This window comes from Paenibacillus tuaregi (genome assembly GCF_900086655.1).
Classification (GTDB): Bacteria; Bacillota; Bacilli; order Paenibacillales; family Paenibacillaceae; genus Fontibacillus; species Fontibacillus tuaregi.
Window position 1 is genome coordinate 142,959 of sequence record NZ_LT575476.1, and the last position, 19,124, is coordinate 162,082.

Annotated in this window: 17 protein-coding genes, 1 other RNA gene and 2 pseudogenes; 13 read left to right on the top strand and 7 right to left on the bottom strand. The window is 46.4% G+C overall.

Annotated elements, in window-relative coordinates:
* The first annotated feature begins 113 nt into the window (after nt 1-113).
* The 5 genes and pseudogenes from BN6628_RS01055 (at nt 114) to ssrA (ending at nt 5,788) form a co-directional block, all read left to right on the top strand.
* The gene (locus BN6628_RS01055; RefSeq protein WP_068613039.1) at nt 114-560 is read left to right on the top strand and encodes an OsmC family protein; all 447 of its coding nucleotides are present in this window, start codon (nt 114-116) and stop codon (nt 558-560) included.
* A gap of 156 nt (nt 561-716) precedes the next feature.
* A complete protein-coding gene (gene secG / locus BN6628_RS01060) occupies nt 717-950 on the top strand; it encodes a preprotein translocase subunit SecG (protein ID WP_068613042.1) in 234 nt (77 codons plus the stop codon).
* 236 nt (nt 951-1,186) lie between these two features.
* Nucleotides 1,187-3,789 (top strand): annotated as a pseudogene (gene rnr / locus BN6628_RS01065) (ribonuclease R).
* Between the two features lie 886 nt (nt 3,790-4,675).
* On the top strand, nt 4,676-5,158 hold the full coding sequence (smpB, locus tag BN6628_RS01075; RefSeq protein WP_068613045.1) for an SsrA-binding protein SmpB: 483 nt from the start codon (nt 4,676-4,678) through the stop codon (nt 5,156-5,158).
* A gap of 265 nt (nt 5,159-5,423) precedes the next feature.
* Nucleotides 5,424-5,788: a transfer-messenger RNA gene (ssrA, locus tag BN6628_RS01080) on the top strand.
* A 44-nt stretch (nt 5,789-5,832) separates the two neighbouring features.
* Here ssrA and BN6628_RS01085 read toward each other — a convergent pair.
* The 4 genes from BN6628_RS01085 to BN6628_RS01100 all read right to left on the bottom strand — a co-directional run bounded on the left by BN6628_RS01085 (nt 5,833) and on the right by BN6628_RS01100 (nt 8,407).
* Entirely contained in the window at nt 5,833-6,240 is a 408-nt protein-coding gene (locus BN6628_RS01085) for a type II toxin-antitoxin system death-on-curing family toxin (RefSeq protein ID WP_068613048.1), read from the bottom strand.
* Nucleotides 6,237-6,500: an AbrB/MazE/SpoVT family DNA-binding domain-containing protein gene (locus BN6628_RS01090; RefSeq protein ID WP_046681587.1), complete on the bottom strand. Its 264-nt coding sequence runs from the start codon at nt 6,498-6,500 to the stop codon at nt 6,237-6,239. The genes BN6628_RS01085 and BN6628_RS01090 overlap by 4 nt, the downstream gene beginning before the upstream one ends.
* Nucleotides 6,501-6,898: 398 nt before the next feature.
* Nucleotides 6,899-7,405, bottom strand: a complete 507-nt coding sequence (locus BN6628_RS01095) for a phenolic acid decarboxylase (RefSeq protein ID WP_068613051.1) — start codon at nt 7,403-7,405, stop codon at nt 6,899-6,901.
* Nucleotides 7,406-7,447: 42 nt separating this feature from the next.
* On the bottom strand, nt 7,448-8,407 hold the full coding sequence (locus BN6628_RS01100) for an NmrA family NAD(P)-binding protein (RefSeq protein ID WP_068613053.1): 960 nt from the start codon (nt 8,405-8,407) through the stop codon (nt 7,448-7,450).
* Between the two features lie 123 nt (nt 8,408-8,530).
* Here BN6628_RS01100 and BN6628_RS01105 point away from each other — a divergent pair, with 123 nt between their 5' ends.
* Together BN6628_RS01105 and BN6628_RS01110 are read left to right on the top strand one after the other, a co-directional pair.
* Nucleotides 8,531-9,412 (top strand): LysR family transcriptional regulator, encoded by an 882-nt coding sequence (locus BN6628_RS01105; protein ID WP_068621816.1) that lies wholly within the window; start codon nt 8,531-8,533, stop codon nt 9,410-9,412.
* Between the two features lie 323 nt (nt 9,413-9,735).
* Nucleotides 9,736-11,028 (top strand): arsenic transporter, encoded by a 1,293-nt coding sequence (locus BN6628_RS01110; RefSeq protein ID WP_068613056.1) that lies wholly within the window; start codon nt 9,736-9,738, stop codon nt 11,026-11,028.
* 209 nt (nt 11,029-11,237) lie between these two features.
* Here BN6628_RS01110 and BN6628_RS26495 read toward each other — a convergent pair.
* Both BN6628_RS26495 and BN6628_RS01120 read right to left on the bottom strand, forming a co-directional pair.
* Nucleotides 11,238-11,890: pseudogene (locus tag BN6628_RS26495) on the bottom strand (MBL fold metallo-hydrolase).
* Between the two features lie 18 nt (nt 11,891-11,908).
* Nucleotides 11,909-13,111, bottom strand: coding sequence for a multidrug efflux MFS transporter (locus tag BN6628_RS01120; protein WP_068613059.1), 1,203 nt, complete (start codon nt 13,109-13,111; stop codon nt 11,909-11,911).
* 290 nt (nt 13,112-13,401) lie between these two features.
* On the opposite strand from BN6628_RS01120, the gene BN6628_RS01125 reads away from it, so the two are divergent.
* Nucleotides 13,402-14,004: a TetR/AcrR family transcriptional regulator gene (locus tag BN6628_RS01125; RefSeq protein ID WP_068613061.1), complete on the top strand. Its 603-nt coding sequence runs from the start codon at nt 13,402-13,404 to the stop codon at nt 14,002-14,004.
* 231 nt (nt 14,005-14,235) lie between these two features.
* On the opposite strand, the gene BN6628_RS01130 is transcribed toward BN6628_RS01125, so the two are convergent.
* Entirely contained in the window at nt 14,236-14,823 is a 588-nt protein-coding gene (locus tag BN6628_RS01130; protein ID WP_068613063.1) for a uracil-DNA glycosylase, read from the bottom strand.
* Nucleotides 14,824-15,028: 205 nt separating this feature from the next.
* Between BN6628_RS01130 and BN6628_RS01135 the strand changes: the two genes are divergently transcribed.
* The 5 genes from BN6628_RS01135 to BN6628_RS01155 all read left to right on the top strand — a co-directional run bounded on the left by BN6628_RS01135 (nt 15,029) and on the right by BN6628_RS01155 (nt 19,098).
* A complete protein-coding gene (locus BN6628_RS01135; protein ID WP_068613065.1) occupies nt 15,029-15,721 on the top strand; it encodes a YetF domain-containing protein in 693 nt (230 codons plus the stop codon).
* A gap of 129 nt (nt 15,722-15,850) precedes the next feature.
* Complete coding sequence (locus tag BN6628_RS01140) at nt 15,851-16,225, top strand: MerR family transcriptional regulator (RefSeq protein ID WP_068613067.1); 375 nt, start codon at nt 15,851-15,853, stop codon at nt 16,223-16,225.
* Entirely contained in the window at nt 16,222-16,983 is a 762-nt protein-coding gene (locus BN6628_RS01145) for an SDR family oxidoreductase (RefSeq protein ID WP_068613077.1), read from the top strand. Before BN6628_RS01140 ends, BN6628_RS01145 begins: the two co-directional genes overlap by 4 nt.
* Before the next feature lie 365 nt (nt 16,984-17,348).
* Nucleotides 17,349-17,660, top strand: coding sequence for a thioredoxin (gene trxA / locus BN6628_RS01150; protein ID WP_068613080.1), 312 nt, complete (start codon nt 17,349-17,351; stop codon nt 17,658-17,660).
* Between the two features lie 25 nt (nt 17,661-17,685).
* The gene (locus BN6628_RS01155; protein WP_068613083.1) at nt 17,686-19,098 is read left to right on the top strand and encodes a DHA2 family efflux MFS transporter permease subunit; all 1,413 of its coding nucleotides are present in this window, start codon (nt 17,686-17,688) and stop codon (nt 19,096-19,098) included.
* The last annotated feature ends 26 nt before the right edge of the window (nt 19,099-19,124 follow it).

The window sequence follows — 19,124 nt, forward strand, 5'->3', positions numbered from 1 at the left end:
ACCTTTGAGCTTTGAATGCAAACCTCGAGGGTATGAGTGATAATGAAGATTAGAGATTAACCAAAATAAGAAAATATGTAGAGAGAAAAATGAAAATGTAAGGAGGCATATCGATGAAACACATCTTCAAGCTTGAAGGTACATGGAATGGCGGCCGCAACAGTGAGGGAACGATTGAGGCGGGGAATTTGAAGACTCGGATATCCATCCCGGAAGGAATGGGAGGGCCGGGTGTAGGGACCAATCCCGATGAAATGCTGCTCGGAGCTGCGGCCACTTGTTACCTGATCACGTTGGCTGCGGTGCTGGAGCGGTCGGGCATAGAGACCGTCAGCCTGACGCAGGCCTCGGAGGCGGTGGTGGACGTCACGAACAATATTTTCACATATGAAAAGATCATTCACAGACCTCAGATAGTTCTTAAGGCAGGTAGTGGGGAAGAGGAGTTACGTAAAGCCCGTCTGCTGGCGGAGAAAGCTGAAGGCTCCTGTATGATTTCTAGAGCGGTAGCTGGGAATGTGGAGTTGCAGACAGAACCGGTGATCTTGGTGGCTGAATGACGGAAGGATGATCGGCTTGGATGTATATTGTTTTCGCAGGTAAGCTATGGTACACTATAAATGCTGTTTATGTGTACATATTGGCCTCCCTGGTTTCCTTTATCTGGGAATGGGGAGGTTCTCATAGATGGTGATCACGCTTAGGAGGTGGATTGAATGGATATCTTATTGAAAGTGCTGCTCATTATTTTCTCTATCGGTCTGATTGCGGTTGTTCTTCTGCAAAAGGGAAAGAGCGCGGGTCTTTCCGGTGCCATCTCCGGGGGCGCTGAACACCTGTTTGGTAAAGCTAAGGCTCGCGGAATGGAGCTTGTTCTTGAGCGTCTGACCATAGTCATGGCTGCAGGTTTCTTTATCCTGTCGATTGCAGTAGCCGTCATTCTTAAATAGTAGAACATGTGTAACAGAGCCTTCGTTTTCCAGTGAAAACGGGGGCTTTTTTTGTGCGTATGAAGCTTGGTTGGGTAATGATAAATAACATGCCTGGTATGAAGCGGCCGAAGCAGACACCGTTTTACACGGAAACGGATGCAGTCGGTTGATTTCGTGTATACTAGGGTATATACAAGAAGGGTAATTCAGGAAGATTACGACAGCTTGTGTACAAGCCATCCCGAGGTGAAACGATGATAACGGAATCAGATTTACTTAATTTTATGCGGGAGACCGCCTATAAACCCATGACATATCAAGAGCTTGAGAAGCATTTTGGCATCAGCAACGCGGCTGATTTCAAGGAGTTCCTGAAGCTTCTTAACCATCTTGAGGAAGAGGGCAAAATCATACTGACCGAGACGAACCGCTACGGGGTTCCTGAGCGGATGAGCCTGCTGCGTGGGCGCCTGCAGGTGCATGCCAAAGGCTTTGCTTTTCTGATTCCTGAGAACCGGGAGCATCCGGATGTCTATATCCATGCCAACGATCTGAAGAGTGCCATGAATGGAGATATTGTTCTTGGCCGGGTAACATCAAAGAGCAGTGGCGGCGGCAAGCTTGAGGGTGAGGTCGTGCGGATTGTACAGCGGGCCGTAACCCAAGTTGTCGGTGTGTTTCAAAATAACGAGGTATATGGCTTTGTTATTGCTGACGATAAGCGGATTAACAAAGATATCTTTATCCCTAAGGGTGCTTTCAACGGCGCGGCAGATGGGGAGAAGGTTGTGGTGCGCATTGTGCGCTATCCGGAAGGCCGCTCGGCAGCGGAAGGGGAGGTTATCGAAATTCTCGGTCACAAGGATGATCCGGGAGTAGATATTCTCTCGATTATCCGCAAGCATCAGCTTCCGGAGTCGTTCCCGGAAGAGGTGCTGGCTGAGGCGCTGGATGCCCCGGATACGATAGAAGAAGAGGAAATTCGCAAGCAGAACCGGCGGGACCTGCGGGACAAGATTATTGTCACCATTGACGGCGAAGATGCTAAGGATCTGGACGATGCGGTCAATGTGGAGCGGCTGCCTAACGGCAACTTCCGTCTGGGCGTTCATATTGCTGACGTAGGTTATTATGTGCGGGAGAACTCCAAGCTCGATCAGGAAGCGTATAACCGCGGCTGCAGTGTGTATTTGGTGGACCGGGTTATTCCGATGCTGCCGCATCGGTTGTCTAACGGGATCTGCAGCTTGAACCCGAAGGTGGATCGGTTCACACTGAGCTGTGAGATGGAGTTCAATGAACAGATGAAGGTTGTGAAGCATGATATCTTCACGAGTGTGATTCGTACGAAAGAGCGGATGACCTATACCAACGTGCGCAAAATCCTTCAGGACGAGGACCCGGAAGTGACTGAGCGCTACAGCGATCTGGTACAGAACTTCAAGGACATGCAGGAGTTGGCCTTAAAGCTGCGGGACAACCGGATACGGCGCGGAGCGGTAGACTTCGACTTCGAGGAGTCAAAGGTGATCGTGGATGAGAACGGCAAGGCCGTGGATATTATCAAGCGGGAGCGTTCCATTGCCGAGCAGATTATTGAGGAGTTCATGCTGGCTGCGAATGAGACCGTAGCCGAGCATTTCCACTGGCTCAAGGTTCCGTTCCTCTACCGGATTCATGAAGACCCGGATCAGGAGAAGCTGATGAACTTTATGGCTTTCATCGCCAACTTCGGATACTCGGTTAAGGGGAAAGGCAACAAGGTACATCCGCGTGCCCTACAGACGCTGCTGGAAGACATCAAGGGCACGAAGGAGCAGACGGTCATCAGTACGATGATGCTGCGTTCCATGAAGCAGGCAAAATATGACTCGGAGAGCACGGGTCACTTCGGCCTGGCGGCTGAGTATTACTCGCACTTCACTTCGCCAATCCGCCGGTATCCCGATCTGGTGATCCACCGGATCATCCGGGAGGTAATTGAGGGCGGCGGAGCGCTCACAGAAGCGCGTCAGGAGTATTTGGCGAGCCGGATGCCGGATATTGCCCAGCAGTCTTCGGAGCGGGAGCGTGTGGCCGTAGAGGCCGAGCGTGATACCGAAGCGCTGAAGAAGGCTGAGTACATGCTTGATAAGGTCGGAGAAGAATTCCCGGGCATCATCAGCAGTGTGACAAGCTTTGGCATGTTCATCGAGCTGGAGAATACGGTGGAAGGCCTGATCCGCCTCAGCGCAATGACAGATGACTATTACAACTTCCACGAGCAGCACATGGCTCTGATCGGCGAGCGCACCTCCAAGATCTATCGCATCGGCGACGAGGTGAAGATCCGAGTCGTGCGGGTGAACATGGACGACCATACGATCGACTTCGAGATGGTCGATATGAAGCCGCGCCGGCGCGAGGGTGGAGCGCGCGGCGAGGGCTTTGGCGCCGGCCGCGGAGGCAAGGCCGGCGACAGGGAAGACCGCGGCGGCTTCGCAGGCCGCGGGGGCAAGGGCCGCGGCAAGGATAAACGCCGCGGCGGTAAGGGCGGCCCCGGCGAGAGCTTCGCTGCCGGGGATAACGCCGGCGCCGGGCGCAGCAAGCGCCGCGGCGGGGATGCGGCTTCNGCTCCGGGAAGGGCGGCTACAGCGGCGGCAGCCCGTCTGCGGGAGCGACGGGCGGTGGCGCAGGCTCGCGGCGGAAGCATGCGACCGCGAGCGGGATTTTCAGCCCCGGCGGCAGTGAAGCCGGGGGCGAGGGCGAAACGCCTAAGCGCAAGAAGCGCAAGGGCGGCAAGAAAGGCGGCAGCGGCAAGAGTAAGGGCGCTGCCAACAACGCGACAGCCGCTTTTGTGAGGAAGAAAAAGAAATAAGCATCATGAACCGCCAAGATTGTATTGTCCACAATATACAGACAATACCTTGGCGGTTTTTTTATAGATCATTGCAGCTGTACATAGTGTATATAGATTAAAGGTTGACGGAGGTTTAATTGATTGGGTCTTATTCGTTTTTATTTATAGTTAAAAGGAGTATTTTATAATCAGGATTACGGTGGAATTAACTCCCATAGATAAAGCATATATAATTAAGAACATATATCCCTTATTCCTGTATGATTTATCCGGTCATTACGGTAATCATCCGAATCGCTATGGCATTTATGAAGATAGTGATCAGATCAAGACATTAAGTGATCAATATGATATCCAGAATATATGGTGGGAAAAGCCCAACGTGTTATTTCCTTTCTTAATTTGGGTGGATGATATACCAGCAGGCTTTATTTTAATCGCTACGCCGCCCCATTGTAATAAGGGGACTGATTATTTTGTGAATGAATTCTTCTTGCTTCAGTCGTTTAGGGCAGGGGAATAGCCGAAAAAGCGGCGGTAGCGTGTTTGAGCAATTTAAAGAGAAATGAGAGCTGTTTACGAATCCTACTGAGAAGAATGTAGTAGGGCAGAAATTCTGGAGGAAAACGATATCGAACTATTGTAAGGGTGATTATGTGGAGGAATATGGGGACACTTTTGATGGTTATAAACTCATTTTTCGATTTGATAATACAGAGAGATAGTTCTGCCAGAAGGATGAGGGTACCAGGATGCCCGATGTAAGATAGATGTTGAATGCGCTTGATTTAGACGGGGGAGATTTGATACAATAATTTAACCTGCATGAATTACTTTAGGCTTCTGACATAAGTAACATGTTTAAGGCCTAAGGGATTCATAGAACGTTTGAAGGAGTGAGAACATGGGTAGTAAGAAAAGTGACGGGAAAGTTCTAGCCCAGAACAAGAAGGCTTCCCATGACTACTTCATCGAGGATACGTTTGAAGCGGGCATGGTGCTGACCGGGACGGAGATTAAATCGCTCCGTATGGCGCGGGCGAACATTGGGGATGCTTTTGCGACCATCCGGAACGGTGAGATTCACATCCACAACATGCATATCAGTCCGTTCGAGCAGGGCAACCGCAGTAACCCGGAAGACCCGACACGTACGCGCAAGCTGCTAATGCACAAAGCGCAGATTCATAAGCTGCTCGGCTTGTCGAAGCAGGAGGGTTATGCGATTGTGCCACTGAAGGTGTATATCCGCAACGGTTATGCGAAGCTGCTGATCGGCCTTGGCAAAGGGAAGAAGCAGTATGACAAGCGCGATACGGCCGCGAAGCGGGATGCTCAGCGTGATATCCAGCGTGCGCTGCGGGAGAAGCAGAAGATCGCGAGGTAGCTTCTTTTGCCGGGATAGGACTTGGAATTTAGTTGGCGGAGTACCTTTGGTTGGTTTAGTTTCCGGGAAATGCCTCCGTTTGGTGAGGCTGTGAGCTTTTCCAACAAGTCCATAAGCATTTAGGCATTATGTTATGCTATACTAATTGATGTACCAAGGATTACAGCACTTGTGCTCGCTAATCCGTTAATCCATTTCGGCTTAACTTGAGACTGCTTGTAAGCAGGACTTCATTCATGCCGAAGAAACACCCTTTTCTTATTGAGGGGGCGTTTATGGATTCGACGGGGGTAGTTCGAGCATGGGTAGCGGGTAGTGGGGACGCGTCCGCTTCATCAACGCTAAAGCCAATTAAACGGCAAACAAAACAACAACTTAGCTTTCGCAGCTTAATAACCTGCGTGCTAGCTCTACCCCTGCATCGCCCATGTGCCGGGAATAGGGCCCAACTTTAGTGGGATACGCTGTCACATCTCCGCCTGGGGTGTGCTGAAGAAGACAATCAGGCTGACCTTTCTGGAAGCCGGTTACGGGGCGTCTAGATCGGTGACATCAAAACTGTGACTACACCCGTAGACACCTATGTGGCGTTGCCTTCGGACAGGGGTTCGACTCCCCTCGCCTCCATATGAAGTAATAAAAAAAGCGACCGATAAAGGTCGCTTTTTTGCATTTTATGATTTGGGGATCGTGATGCAGTGGGCTTCAATGATGGCAGCTGTTTGTTGACGGTCGAATTGATGGTTGACCATATCCACTGCAAAGTTCTCGGCTTTCTTTGGATCCATCTTGAAGTGCAGGCCATTATAGCGTAGGAAGACAACCAGTGCTGTAAAAGCAGTTCGTTTATTTGCGTTGTGGAAAGGGTGATTTTGGCCAAGGGATTCAAACAAAGCAGCGGCTTTCTCGAAAATAGTAGGATAAGCATCTTCGCCAAAGGCAGAAGATTGAGGTCGATGGACAGCCGATTCGAGTAATCCAGGTTCTTTGATTCCAATATGTTCCCCCGGACTATATCGTTGTATCATGGCTACATTGATTGCTATTACTTCTTGGACGGATAAATAGCGGATGGATGTCATCTGTCTTTAAGTCCTCGAAGTGTTTGATCGTATTCTTCAATGACATCCGTCAAAGTATCCATGAAGTCCGCACTTATTCCTTCAGGTAAGGAGACCTTTGTTGACTTCTTAATAATGATTTCTCCTGTGGCTGGACTAACATCAATGCTGACTGTGTCGCCTTGATCCAGCCCAATCTGCTTCAAAGCATCAGTCATGGTTATACCGAGGCTGTTGCCAAACTTGGTCACTTTTCGTTCCATCTCAACCATCCTATTCATTAGATTTCCTCCTTTTCATCTTATTCAATTGTTATAACAATTATACAGTTATGGAATTGTAATTTAAACTATAGAGTTGAAGTTTGAACTATTTAATCCAGGTAGATATGAAAAGTGGGGATATCATCTTTATGCCAGTCGGCAGCAGTGACTGCTTCATCGTAGACACCTATGTGGCGTTGCCTTCGGACAGGGGTTTGACTCCCCTCGCCTCCATATTTAAAAACCCGCTCATTGAGCGGGTTTTTGCCTTTTAAAGAGTGAACTTTCAGACTAAATGTAGAGATTAGATATTTGGAGGACAAAGTAAGGCTTCTTTCCTCTTGCATGCCAAGAGGCCGACCCTTGTTCTTCTTCAGTTTGACCGAATTATCTCGGCAACTCGTTTTTGGATTAACTTATTTCAATTTTCCTGCACGGATGTCGTCGGTCATCCCTTTATAAGGCGCTTTGGAAATTAGTTCTTGATTGTCCATGCCGGCGTTTTCCAAAAATGTGATATCAGCAAATTCAGGCACAACATATTTTGGATAAGTTTCATATTTTTCGCGCGATTCTTTCATTAATTCGAGATGATCATTTTGATAACAAACTGTAATTTCTGGATGTTCATGAACCCATTTTGGGAAAAAGATAACACCGTGCATTCGTTTTTCATTTGGCATAAAGTTCAGGGATACGTCGGTCCCTGTTGGCTCGGTCCAGGATACTTTATAAACGCCTTCTGTTAGTTTTACAATATCAACTTCCTGGTCGCGCACCCAACGGCCCCCAACCATGCCGCTATGGATACGATAATCAATGGTATGGTCATTCTTGATGTAGATTTCGTATTCCCAACCATTTTCATAAGTATAAATCATATGACTTCCAACAAAGTCTTTTAAAGCTTCTTTCGGCTGCATATGGATTTCTCCTTATTTAAATAACTGCCTGCTTGAACGGTTTTATTTCATATCCCGCCAGTTTTGGATATTGTTCTCCCAAATATATTTATATTTTCCGATAATATCTCTTGCTGTTTTTGGTTTTTGTCCAGTCAAAGTTTCAATGGCATCGGAATGTACATTTAAAAGCCCTTCTTTAATGCTGGCATCGGTTGTCACAAGATCATCGCCGCAGAATGGAACAGGCGAGCGGGAGAAATCTCCGGTAATTTCTCTGGGAATGTGCAGTTTCTCCAGATGTTCATAATATTGCTCCGCATTCACAGGAATATACTCCAGGTCTCTACCGGAAACTTCTTTAATGAGGTTGCACAAATCCCTTACGGAAACAGACTCTGATCCTACGATATTATAAGCCTCGTTGTCTTTGGCCTTTCCGAGCAATGCTGCGGCTGCGGCTCTTGCGCAATCATCTTTGTGAACTAAAGTAGCCCGTTCTTCGCCGGCGGTGCTCAACCATTTATTGTCTGACATTAGTGCCAACATCGTATACATAGTCAGATAGTTTTCTAAATATAAGTTGTTTCTCATTGCGTTGTAGGTAATACCTGTTGACTTTAAGTAGTTTTCAGTTGCTGTATGGTCTGGAGTAACAAATACGTGAGCGTAATTAGGATCTGTTGCACCGATAAATGAACTATACGTGATGTGGGAGATTCCTGCTTTGATTGCCGTATCAATCGCATTTTTGTGTTGTTGGACTCTTCTGCCTACTTCAAGGCCAGAGACAATATAGATGCGGTCACCATCTTTGAAAGCCCGTTCCATGGATGGAATGTCATCATAATTGATTTCAAAGATTTTGACTCCGGCATTTTCCCAACGTTGAACCGTATCTTTGGGAATTCTGTCTTTCTTCATACATGTGAAGGTTAAATTGTGACCATCTACTTCTGCGAGAACTGTTTCTGCCACACGGCTTGCTAGTTGACCATCTACACCTGTTACAATATAACGCATGTCTATTCCTTCTTCCTTAGTGATAACTTTCACAAGGAAAGAATAGCATAGGTTGACACTAGTGTGAAATTACCCTATGTTATGATTTATAAAAAGGATTTATTACTAAAAAGGGTGTTTCAAATGAATATTCAGCAATTAAGGTGTTTTGTTTCTCTTGCTGAGACACTGAATTTTTCAACAACGGCTGAGAAATTAAATTTGACACAACCTGCTGTAAGCCACAACATCAAAAGTTTAGAAAATGAGTTGGGAATCATTTTATTTGTTCGCAACAAAAGGACTGTTCATTTGACTCTAGCCGGCAATAGCTTTTACGAGGATATGGAAGGACTTCTATTTAGGTTAGACCAATCCATCAAGAAAGCAAAACGGCTTTCGGAAAAATATGAAAGCACCCTGGTTATCGGATACACGGAGACTGTTTTTGAGAAGAAGGTCTTGCCGGACATTATTAGGAGATTTAAGGAAAAATACCCGCAGATTCAAATTCAGTTGAAAAAATCTAATCTGACTAGGGAGAAAGAAGATTTATTAAACCAAAAGTTTGATATCATATTTACTTCGGAAGATAATTTGGGGAAAGACATAGATTTTTGTTTTTATCCGGTGCTTCAAGGGACCTATGTTTGTGTGCTGCCCAAAAATCACCCTTTCGCAAATGAAAGTGAGCTGGATATCGAGCAATTAAATCATCAATCGATCATTTTATTTGACGAGCACCAATCCCCTCCAACCCTGAAAAGGATGAACAGGAAAATTACTGAGAGTTGTCCTGATTCCATTTATACCTATGGAGACACCATAAATACAGTACATACCATGATAAAAAGTGATCTTGGCGTTTCGGTTCTGCCCGACTTTGTGATTGGAGAGGATAGCGAGATCGCCTTTGTTCCTTTAAGCTACAGTGAAGAAGTGGTTTATGGTCTTGCTTGCCTTAGAAGCGAAGAGCGTTTAGAAGTGAAACGTTGGATTTCAACTATAAAAGAGTTACTTAATTAAACCGAAATCTCAACCGGGCAATGAGGACTGTCCGGCAGCTAGGCTGTAGGATTGCAGTTCCCGGTTTTGTACAAAATCGAAAACCCTGCTGGCTTATCATTGCTGGCAGGGTCTTTTTGGCATTCGGGGACTTAATTGCAGTCATGATTGGTTTAGCTTATCCAAGGTTTTCTTTTCGAAATAATAGCTTAGATATTATATAGTTATTAAGATCAACTAGTCAGTTAGCAGGTGGTATAGATTAGGCTGGAATATAACCTAGAGGGGACGACTGGTTAACGGAGCAATGATTGCTGCATTTGAGTTTACAACAGGAGGAATATATGGTTTACACTGCTGCACTTATTTTTTTGATTACCCTTCTTCTAGTGATTTGGCAGCCTAGAGGGCTTAACATTGGATGGTCTGCGCTTGGGGGTGCTGTCCTTGCCCTTGTATGCGGGGTGGTGAGCTTTAAGGATGTCCAGGATGTCACCTTAATCGTATGGAACGCCACTTTGACCTTTGTGGCCATTATATTAATCTCGCTGATTCTAGAAGAGATTGGCTTCTTCGAGTGGGCTGCGCTTCACATGGCACGAGCCGCCAAGGGAAATGGAATAAGAATGTTTATCTACGTGATCGTTCTAGGAGCGGTGGTAGCTGCATTATTTGCCAATGATGGGGGAGCGTTAATATTAACCCCGATTGTCCTAGCTATGGTTCGGGCACTGAAGTTTGATAACCGAATGATCCTGCCTTTCATTATGGCCAGCGGATTTATTGCGGATACCACTTCACTGCCTTTCGTAATTAGCAACTTAGTTAACATTGTGTCTGCCGACTATTTTAATATTGGGTTCATAGAGTATACGGTTCGTATGTTTGTACCCAATCTGTTCTCTTTAGGGGCCAGTATTCTGGTGCTTTATTTATTATTCAGGAAGAGCATTCCAGGTAAGTATAACGTGGATGAGCTCAGAAAGCCTAAGGAAGCCATTAAAGACTTGCGTATGTTCAAATTGTCATGGGTTATTTTGGGCGTCCTTTTAGCTGCGTATTTTCTAAGCGGAATTATTTCTTTGCCTGTATCTCTTTTTGCTGGAATCGCTGCGATTGTCTTTATCTTGATGGCTAGAAATAGCGAAGCCGTCGAGCTGAAAAGTGTGATTAAGGGTGCGCCATGGAATATCGTTGTGTTTTCTGTTGGAATGTACGTTGTTGTATACGGCTTGCGAAATGTTGGCTTAACGGACCGGTTAGGGACACTTATTGAAGCCATGGCGTCTCAGGGGTTATATGCAGCTACGCTTGGTATGGGCTTCTTGTCGGCTGTGCTTTCGTCGCTAATGAACAATATGCCTACGGTAATGATTGATGCATTAGCGATTAAAGGAACACATGCGGAGGGTGCAATTCGGGAGGCCTTTGTATATGCGAACGTCATCGGCTCGGACCTTGGGCCCAAGATTACACCTATTGGTTCTTTGGCAACCTTGTTATGGCTTCATGTTTTGTCCAGTAAAGGCATTAAGATTACGTGGGGGTACTATTTCAAAATCGGCATCATTCTGACGATACCAACTCTGTTTATTGTATTAACCGGATTATATATATGGCTTCAGTTTATTTCATAACAATAAAAAACTTGTATAAGTTGAACTTAAGAATTACCCCTAGACAAGTTGTGAAATGCCTCTGGAGAAGCAGCGCGTTCGCCTTTGTGGTTATGGACCAGTTCCGCGGCGTTTGTGTGGTCAAGGGGAATATAGATGGTTCTCTTTAAAACAATTTGCCCGTCGTCACTGACACTCTGTCAGGTGATAACGGGCAATTAGTTATGCTTCTATTCATACTGCATAGTAACGACGCCAGCATATTGGGCAAGGCTTTCTTTGGTTACGTTCAACGTCTCTACGTCTGTTGTCCGTGTCCCAGCAGCTTCAAGGAATTTGTCTACCTTAGCGGAAATGATCCTTCCGAGGATTCCCAAAGCCTTCGTGCTATAATGCATTGGAATGGTTACGGTCGCTCTCAATTGACGCATCACTTGAGCGGCTTCTGGCCCATCGAGGGTCATCCTTCCTCCTACAGGTACGATGAGACTTTGCCGATATCTTTGACTTGTTCTTCGGTAAGCAGATGCCCCAGATCCCCGCAATGACAGATCGTCAGTCCGTCCATCCGGAAGCGGAAAATAATATTAGGCCCTTTTTTCTGACCGTTTACCTTATCATGGAAGGTCTTGAACCCGCTAATGCTCACATCGCCGCGGCTGTATTCTTTTGGCTCGTTCACAAGCAAGTAATCGCCTGATGCGGTGTTAACTTTATTGTGATCGCCATGATCATGCGTAACCACGACAATATCCGATTCAACCGGAACCGGCATGCGGTAGCCAAGAAACTTAAAGTAGGGATCGATGAGAATTCTCGTTCCGGCATCTGAAGTCAGCAGGAATGAAGAGTGGCCGTACCATTTAATCTGCATAATCAACATACTCCTTCAGTTAAGTTATTAGAATGATAACCGTTTGCCCTCAAGCTTCTTATACACTTTAAAATAAACCCACGCCGCATTGATCAGCAGCAGCGCTCCCGTAACTATAAACACGTACCTGCTGCCTAGCAAGGCTGCCACCTGGCCGCCTAAGATGGAACCTCCAAATACGCCTAAATACCCTGCCGACATGCTAAAACCAAACACTCTTCCCGTAATAGCAGACGGCGTAATCTTCTTGATCAAAATATTGACAGATGGGGTCAGCCCAGCCGCTGTGAGTCCTAATAGGAAACGAAGGATCATTAACTGCCAGGGACTGTTCACGTAGGCTTGCGGAATGAAGATGATTCCTGCTGTGATAAGAGAAATCAACATCACCTTATGCGCCCCGATCCGGTCAGACAGCTTTCCCAGCCTTGGAGCAGCAACGATATTTGCCAGTCCCGAGGCCGAGAACGTGATTCCCGCGATTAGAGCAACATGACTGAGATTGTGGGACAACTGGGTAATATAGACGGTGAGGATCGGCTCAACCGAATATAGCGCCACAGATAATACAAAGAAGGTCACGAATAGGGTGATCGTCAAACTCTTCTCGGGAATAAGAGTCCAGATCGCTTTGGCGCTCTGCACTTGTTTATTCTCGCGTGTGAATGTTTCCTTTACGAATAAGGCGGTTGTAATGAAGGCGATCAGCAGCAGCAGGCCTGTTATAAAAAATACATTTTGCGTACCGAAGTTTTCCTCCATGAAACCGCCAATCATGGGTCCGAGCAGGGAACCGGCAATGCCTGCTGTTGACAGGGTACCTAGTGCATAACCTGCGTGTTCCTTATCCGTCTGAGTTGCAATTAATGTCGTACAGGCTGTGCTGTACCCGGTTATTACTCCTTGCAATAATCTGAGCCCAATCAATACGTACACATGATGTGCAAAGCCCATGCAGCCGATCACGATCGCCATGCCCAGGCTTGCCCGCAATAACATAGGCTTGCGCCCGAATCTATCGGCAGCCGCACCCCAAATGGGGGAGAAGATAGCTGAGATGATGAAGGTAATGCCAAAGGCAAATCCGGAGTATCGGGCAACTGCACCTGGATCAGTCACACCAAGATGTTTGATAAAAAGCGGCAATACGGGCGCAATCTGACTCATGCCCACACCGGTTACAAATATCCCGAACCAGCAAACGATTAAATTCCTTTTCCAAATCGGCATAGAAACAAGCCTTCTTTCTGCCTTCTGTGTTACGGGGCTTCTGCCTTAACGAGTGCCTAATCGCGGTCAGCAACCGAAAGCGTATAATCTCGATCCGCCGCTTCCCGCAATGTCGATAACATGACACCGCTTGTAGCAATTCCGTTAGGAGTTTGCTCTTAATTGTGCGTGTGTTGTAAGCACTTTTTTAGTATGATAACATTAAGCGGAGACCTCTCCATTTGATATTAAACGGAGACGTCTCCGTTTGTCAAGGAGATGAACCATATCAGGGTAGGAAGTGATATATCGTGTTTAATTTAGAGCCGCCGTCTTCTCGGGCTGAACGTCGCGATGCGGCGGAGAATCGTCAACGTATATTGGATGCGGCACTTCGGCTTTTTGAACAAAATGGGGTCGAACAAGTCAGCATGAACCAAATTGCCGCGGAGGCGCAGATCGGTCCAGGAACGCTTTATCGCCGCTATCGCAATAAAAGCGAACTATGTCTCGATTTAATGAAAGAGAATATCGTTCTCCTCTTCGAAAATATCGATGCGTACTTGAAGCAATACCGGACAGATCCGCCAAGCCAGCGATTGAAAGGGCTTCTCGACTTGTTTATCCAGTTTAGGGAGAAGAAATATCAGCTGCTTGCAGGAGTTGAGGAATCCGCACCAACCAATCGATCTAGATCGCGATCGCAGAGCCCTCTATATGCCGAACTGCATCAGCTGTTGGTCGAACTATTCAACGAGATGGCAGTACCCGGACAGCCCGTGCCGAACAGCGTTTTCAAAGCGGATATGCTTCTAATGGCTTTAAGCAACGATTCTTATTCCTTTCAGAAAGACGAGCGCGGTTATTCTCCCGAGATGTTCCTGGAACAGATTTGTTTAACATTCCATTTGTAGCCGCGTGTATGCTCGTTTAATGTCCGTTAAACAGACGCTTGGCTCAAAAAAACGGCAGCCTGAACGTAGAAGTTCAAGACTGCCGCTTTTTTTATAATCCCGTTAAATCCCGCAAAACTTTTATATATTGACCTATCCGTTCCATAACGGTGAAGACGAAGCCGTCTGGCCGTTAATTGGGATACGATTCTCATGCTGTCCCTAACGGGAAGATCTCAAAAAAGCAGCATGCTATGTCCTGACATGTTGAATCTCCTGCCACTTCATCTTCAAGGCTTTCAAATCTTCTATGAAGAACCTAAGTAGATTAGGCCGTCTTCTTACTGCAAGCGGGTGATAGGTGAAGCTGATGGGCATACCCTGAAACTCATGCCAGCTGCCTCGTAATTCCTTGACACTGGCATTCTCCTCATCCGGGAATAGAGATTCCGCCACGACATTACCGAATCCAAATAATACAAGCGGCTGCTTCTGAATGAGCTGCAGCTGTAGGTGGGGGAGACACGCCGCTCTGGCCTCGGGTTTATTGTAGGCGTGCATCGGCCGGCGTTTTAGCAGATAGGTGACATAAATATCGTTCACATCTATTCCGGCTTCCCTCATGCCGAATTGGAGGGTCTCCCGGGTACCGCATAGAAAAGAATTTCCCTCCCGATCCTCCCGGGCTCCGGGATTATCCAGAATCATCATAAGTGGAGCCTTCGGATTTCCTTCTCCCCAAATGACACGATTCCGCTGCTTGGATAGTTCGCAAATTTCACAATGCTCTATGCCATGGGGCGCTTGTTCCTCCGGCAGAATTACATAGGGATGATCCATGTTCTTGTCGTGCAGCTCCTTCCTTTCACACACAATGAATCTATATAAGTTGAACTTGAGAATTACTCATAGGCAAGTTGTGAAATGATTCTGGAGAAGCTTATATAGCATGCCCAACCACAATAAAAATTTGCCTTTAAACATAGAATAGCCGATGGAAGCAAAGGCCAATATAAAACCATCTGTTATACAAGGGGCTTGGCATATGACGTATGGGGAAATTCTATTTCGTACAGCAGCATCTTTTATTGCTCTACTCGTTTTGACACGTCTGCTTGGTAAGAAACAAGTCGGACATCTAACGTTTTTCAATTATGTTACAGGGATCACCTTCGGCTCCACCACGGCGGAAATTATCGTCAACAGACACATCACGCTGCTGCAGGGAATATCCAGCCTTGTCTTATGGTCACTCTTGGCATTCATCATTGCATGGATTGGATTGCGCTCCGTCAAAGTGCGTGAGATTCTCGACGGCCAGCCTACGATTCTTGTCAAACAAGGTAAGATTCTGGAAAGGGCATTGGCTAAGCAGCACCTCAACATCGACGATTTAAGCATGCTGCTTCGGAACAAGGATATCTTCTCACCCGAAGAAGTTGAATTTGCCATCCTAGAACCTGACGGTCAACTCAGCGTGTTGAAAAAAGAAGAGCTGCTGCCCGCAACAAAAAAGGATATACAAGCAGCCACTACGCCTATTCACAGAATCCCAACTGAGCTTATTGTTGATGGTAAAATCGTAGAGAAAAATCTGATGAAGATGGGTGTCTCCGGTGCCTGGCTGGGCCAACAATTAAAGAAAGAGGGCATTCACTCTTTGGACCAAGTATTCTACGCAGAGCTCCAATTGGACGGGACGCTGTATATCGATAAGTATCAGGATTCGAACCCATAAATAGAGCTGTCCGCACTGAAGCAGCAACTCAAGTTCTCTCATGAAACTTCCCTGTTGACTTAAACCATAGTTTAAGTTTTATGATTAATCATGTCGACAATCAAAGTGTTAGAACTTGGAGGACTCCACATGAAGTATTATTCTATCGGCGAAGCTTCAGCCAAATACAATATTCCCGAATCAACCTTGCGTTATTATGAGAAAAAAGGGTTGCTGCCGCTAATCGAGCGGGATCATGCGGGCAGGCGCTTATTTTCAGAACATCAAATGGCGCTCCTTCAGGCTGTGATTTGCTTGAAGAACACACATATGCCCATAAGCCATATTCGGCAGTATATGGCATGGATCGTAGAAGGAGAGGCCACGATTGAGCTCCGGCTGGACATGATGAGAAAACATAGGCAAAGAGTTCTGGATGAGATTGCATTGTTGACCGAATACTTGCCAGGAATCGATGCAAAGATTGATCGCTATATTCAACAAATTGAGGAGGAACGACCATGAAGCTTACAGGTAATACAATCCTAATTACCGGAGGAGGCTCCGGCATCGGGCTAGCGTTTGCAGAACGGTTCATTAAAGCTGGGAATCAAGTAATTGTTTGCGGCCGACGCGAAAATGTGCTTCAACAGGCGGGGGAGAAAGTCCCCAATCTCATCACTCGTGTATGCGATTTGGAAATAGAGTCCGAGCGGGTAGCGTTGTTTGATTGGGTAACTGCGAACTATCCGGACGTAAATGTGTTGGTGAATAATGCGGGTATTCAACTGCGTTATAATGTGCTTAAAGCGAATGTGAGAGACAATTGGAGCTATTTCAGTAAGGAAATCACTACAAATCTTGAGGCTGCTTGTCACCTGTCCATGCTGTTCGCTCCTTATTTTGCGGCAAAAGAATACGCTGCGATCATGAATGTCACATCAGGGCTGGCGTTTACACCGTTTGCGATAGCTCCAATTTACTCCGCAACCAAAGCCGCACTTCATTCATTCACTATTAGCTTAAGACACCAGCTTTCCGAAACGGCTGTCGAAGTTATTGAGGTTGCTCCTCCGGCGGTAAATACGGATTTAGGTGGGGCAGGACTGCATACGCAAGGAGAACCGCTAGAGGCCTTCGCGGATGGGATTTTCAACGATTTATCTGAGGGCAAACAGGAAATCGGGTACGGTACTTCTAAGGCCCGCTTACGCATGTCCCGGGACGAGATAGACTTGTACGCAGAGAAGATGTATCAGTCAACGAAAAACCTTATTGAATGACTAGAATAATGAATGGATACTTCTTATTTCTTATTATCGATATATGAAGAACTAAGCTCGTCGTAGAAACGGCGAGCTTTTTCCCTCTACAGAGGCCAGTCTGATTGCTTTGTCTTATTCATGGCATGGATTCCTGCCTATCTCTGGCGATGGTCGCAAGAATTAATGTGTTGACAAGAGACAGCATGAAATATATTATAGACCCATAAAGTCTACAATTGTTTGTAAACTTTATTCTGCAATTTATCTAAGGGGAGGATGAAAAAAGCATTTGACTTGAGATTGGTAGCACAAATTTTTTTAGTTATATAATGGACATTAAAAATCCGTTATATCCATAAATAAATGAAGGGATGATCATAATTTTGGCAATTCAACATGCAACAGATTCTACATTTCAAGAGATGCTTCTGGCAGAAGGCGTAACCGTAGTGAATTTTTGGGCAGCTTGGTGCGGACCATGCAAAATGTTTGCTCCCGTCCTGGAGGAATTTGAAAGGGAAGCCAATGGCTCGATTCGAGTGATTAAAGTGAATGTAGATGAGAACCCGATCACGTCTGACAATTTTCAGATCATGAGCATACCGACGACCATTATATTCAGAGACGGTAACCCGATTCATAAAGCACCGGGGGTATTGCCGAAACATGTTCTAACTCAGCTAACAGCCTCTTAATAACGAGGAAATGGTGAGGCAGATTATGAAAAGAAAACCCGTAATCATTGTCGCTTCTCTAATCATCGCAAATTTTCTGGCGCAGTTAATGCAAACCATGCTGAACACGGCTTTGCCCCAAATGATGCTTGACCTTGGAATCCAGGTCAATCGGGCGCAATGGCTGATCACCGTCTATCTTCTGGTCTCGGGGATTGTTATTCCTGTGACGGGATTCCTGATCGGAAAATACTCAACGAGAGCCCTGTTTTTCGCTTCGGCTGGGGCGTTTACGACGGGGACGCTAATTGCCGGCTTCTCCGCCGACTTTGTATTGATCCTGAGTGGACGGATTATTCAGGGTATAGGCGCCGGATTGCTGGTACCGGTGTTCCTGAATACAATTATCATGGTATTCCCAAAGGAAAAACTCGGGGCAGCGATGGGGCTGGCCAGCCTCATTGTAGGACTCGCACCTGCACTGGGTCCAACGATTTCCGGCTTCGTGATTCAGAATCATTCCTGGAGAATCTTATTCTACGGAGTTGCGCCCGTTGCGATCTTGAACCTGTTTGTTGCCTATTATGGTTTGGAAAATGTCTGGGATACGCACAAAGCGAAATTGGACTGGAGGTCTATTCTCTATTCGAGTTTAGGCTTCGGCAGCCTGTTGTATGGATTTAGCATCCTTGGCGATCAGGGAAGGGGGCTTCTGCTTGCGATGGCCATCCTTCTTGTAGGGTTCGTCATGTCCTTCTTGTTTGTGAAACGTCAATTCAAACTGGCTGTCCCTTTGCTTGATTTCAACGTGTTTCGCTACTCGAGATTTACTTATGCATCGATTATAGGCGTAGTCCTATTCATAGTAATGGCCGGGGTGGAACTGCTGCTCCCCATATATGCGCAAAATGTCAGAGGGTTAATGCCTAGAGAATCGGGGCTAATGCTGCTTCCAGGCGCATTGCTTATGGGGGTGTCGGGAATAATTGCGGGTAAGATCTACGACCGTTTCGGCGGCCGCTATTTAATCCGGATCGCCTTTTTCGGGATTGCTACCGTAACAGCTTTATTAACGATAGCCTTGGCGGTTCATGCCTCCTATAAAATGCTGATTGGATTATATGCTTTACTTATGACCGGGGTCGGTTTTATGATGACCCCAATTACTGCTTTTGCCATGGCGAGCTTGCCAAGCTCAATGATGAAATACGCTTCGCCGATGACGACGGCCATACGTACATTGGGCATGTCGATGGGCGGGGCTCTGCTCATCACCATGGTGACAATTACCGCAGATTATAGCCCAGTATCTTTTCCGTTCAATATGCATGAAGGAATTCAGGCGGCATTTTGGGCATTGACCTTAGTTGCAGCGGGTGGTTTTATTCTTACTTTCTTTGTTCCGTACGCCACAGGTTCAGCGGAACCGCAAGCCATGGAGAGCCGCCAAGCGTCATAAACGTCGTAAACGTCATAAATAAAGAA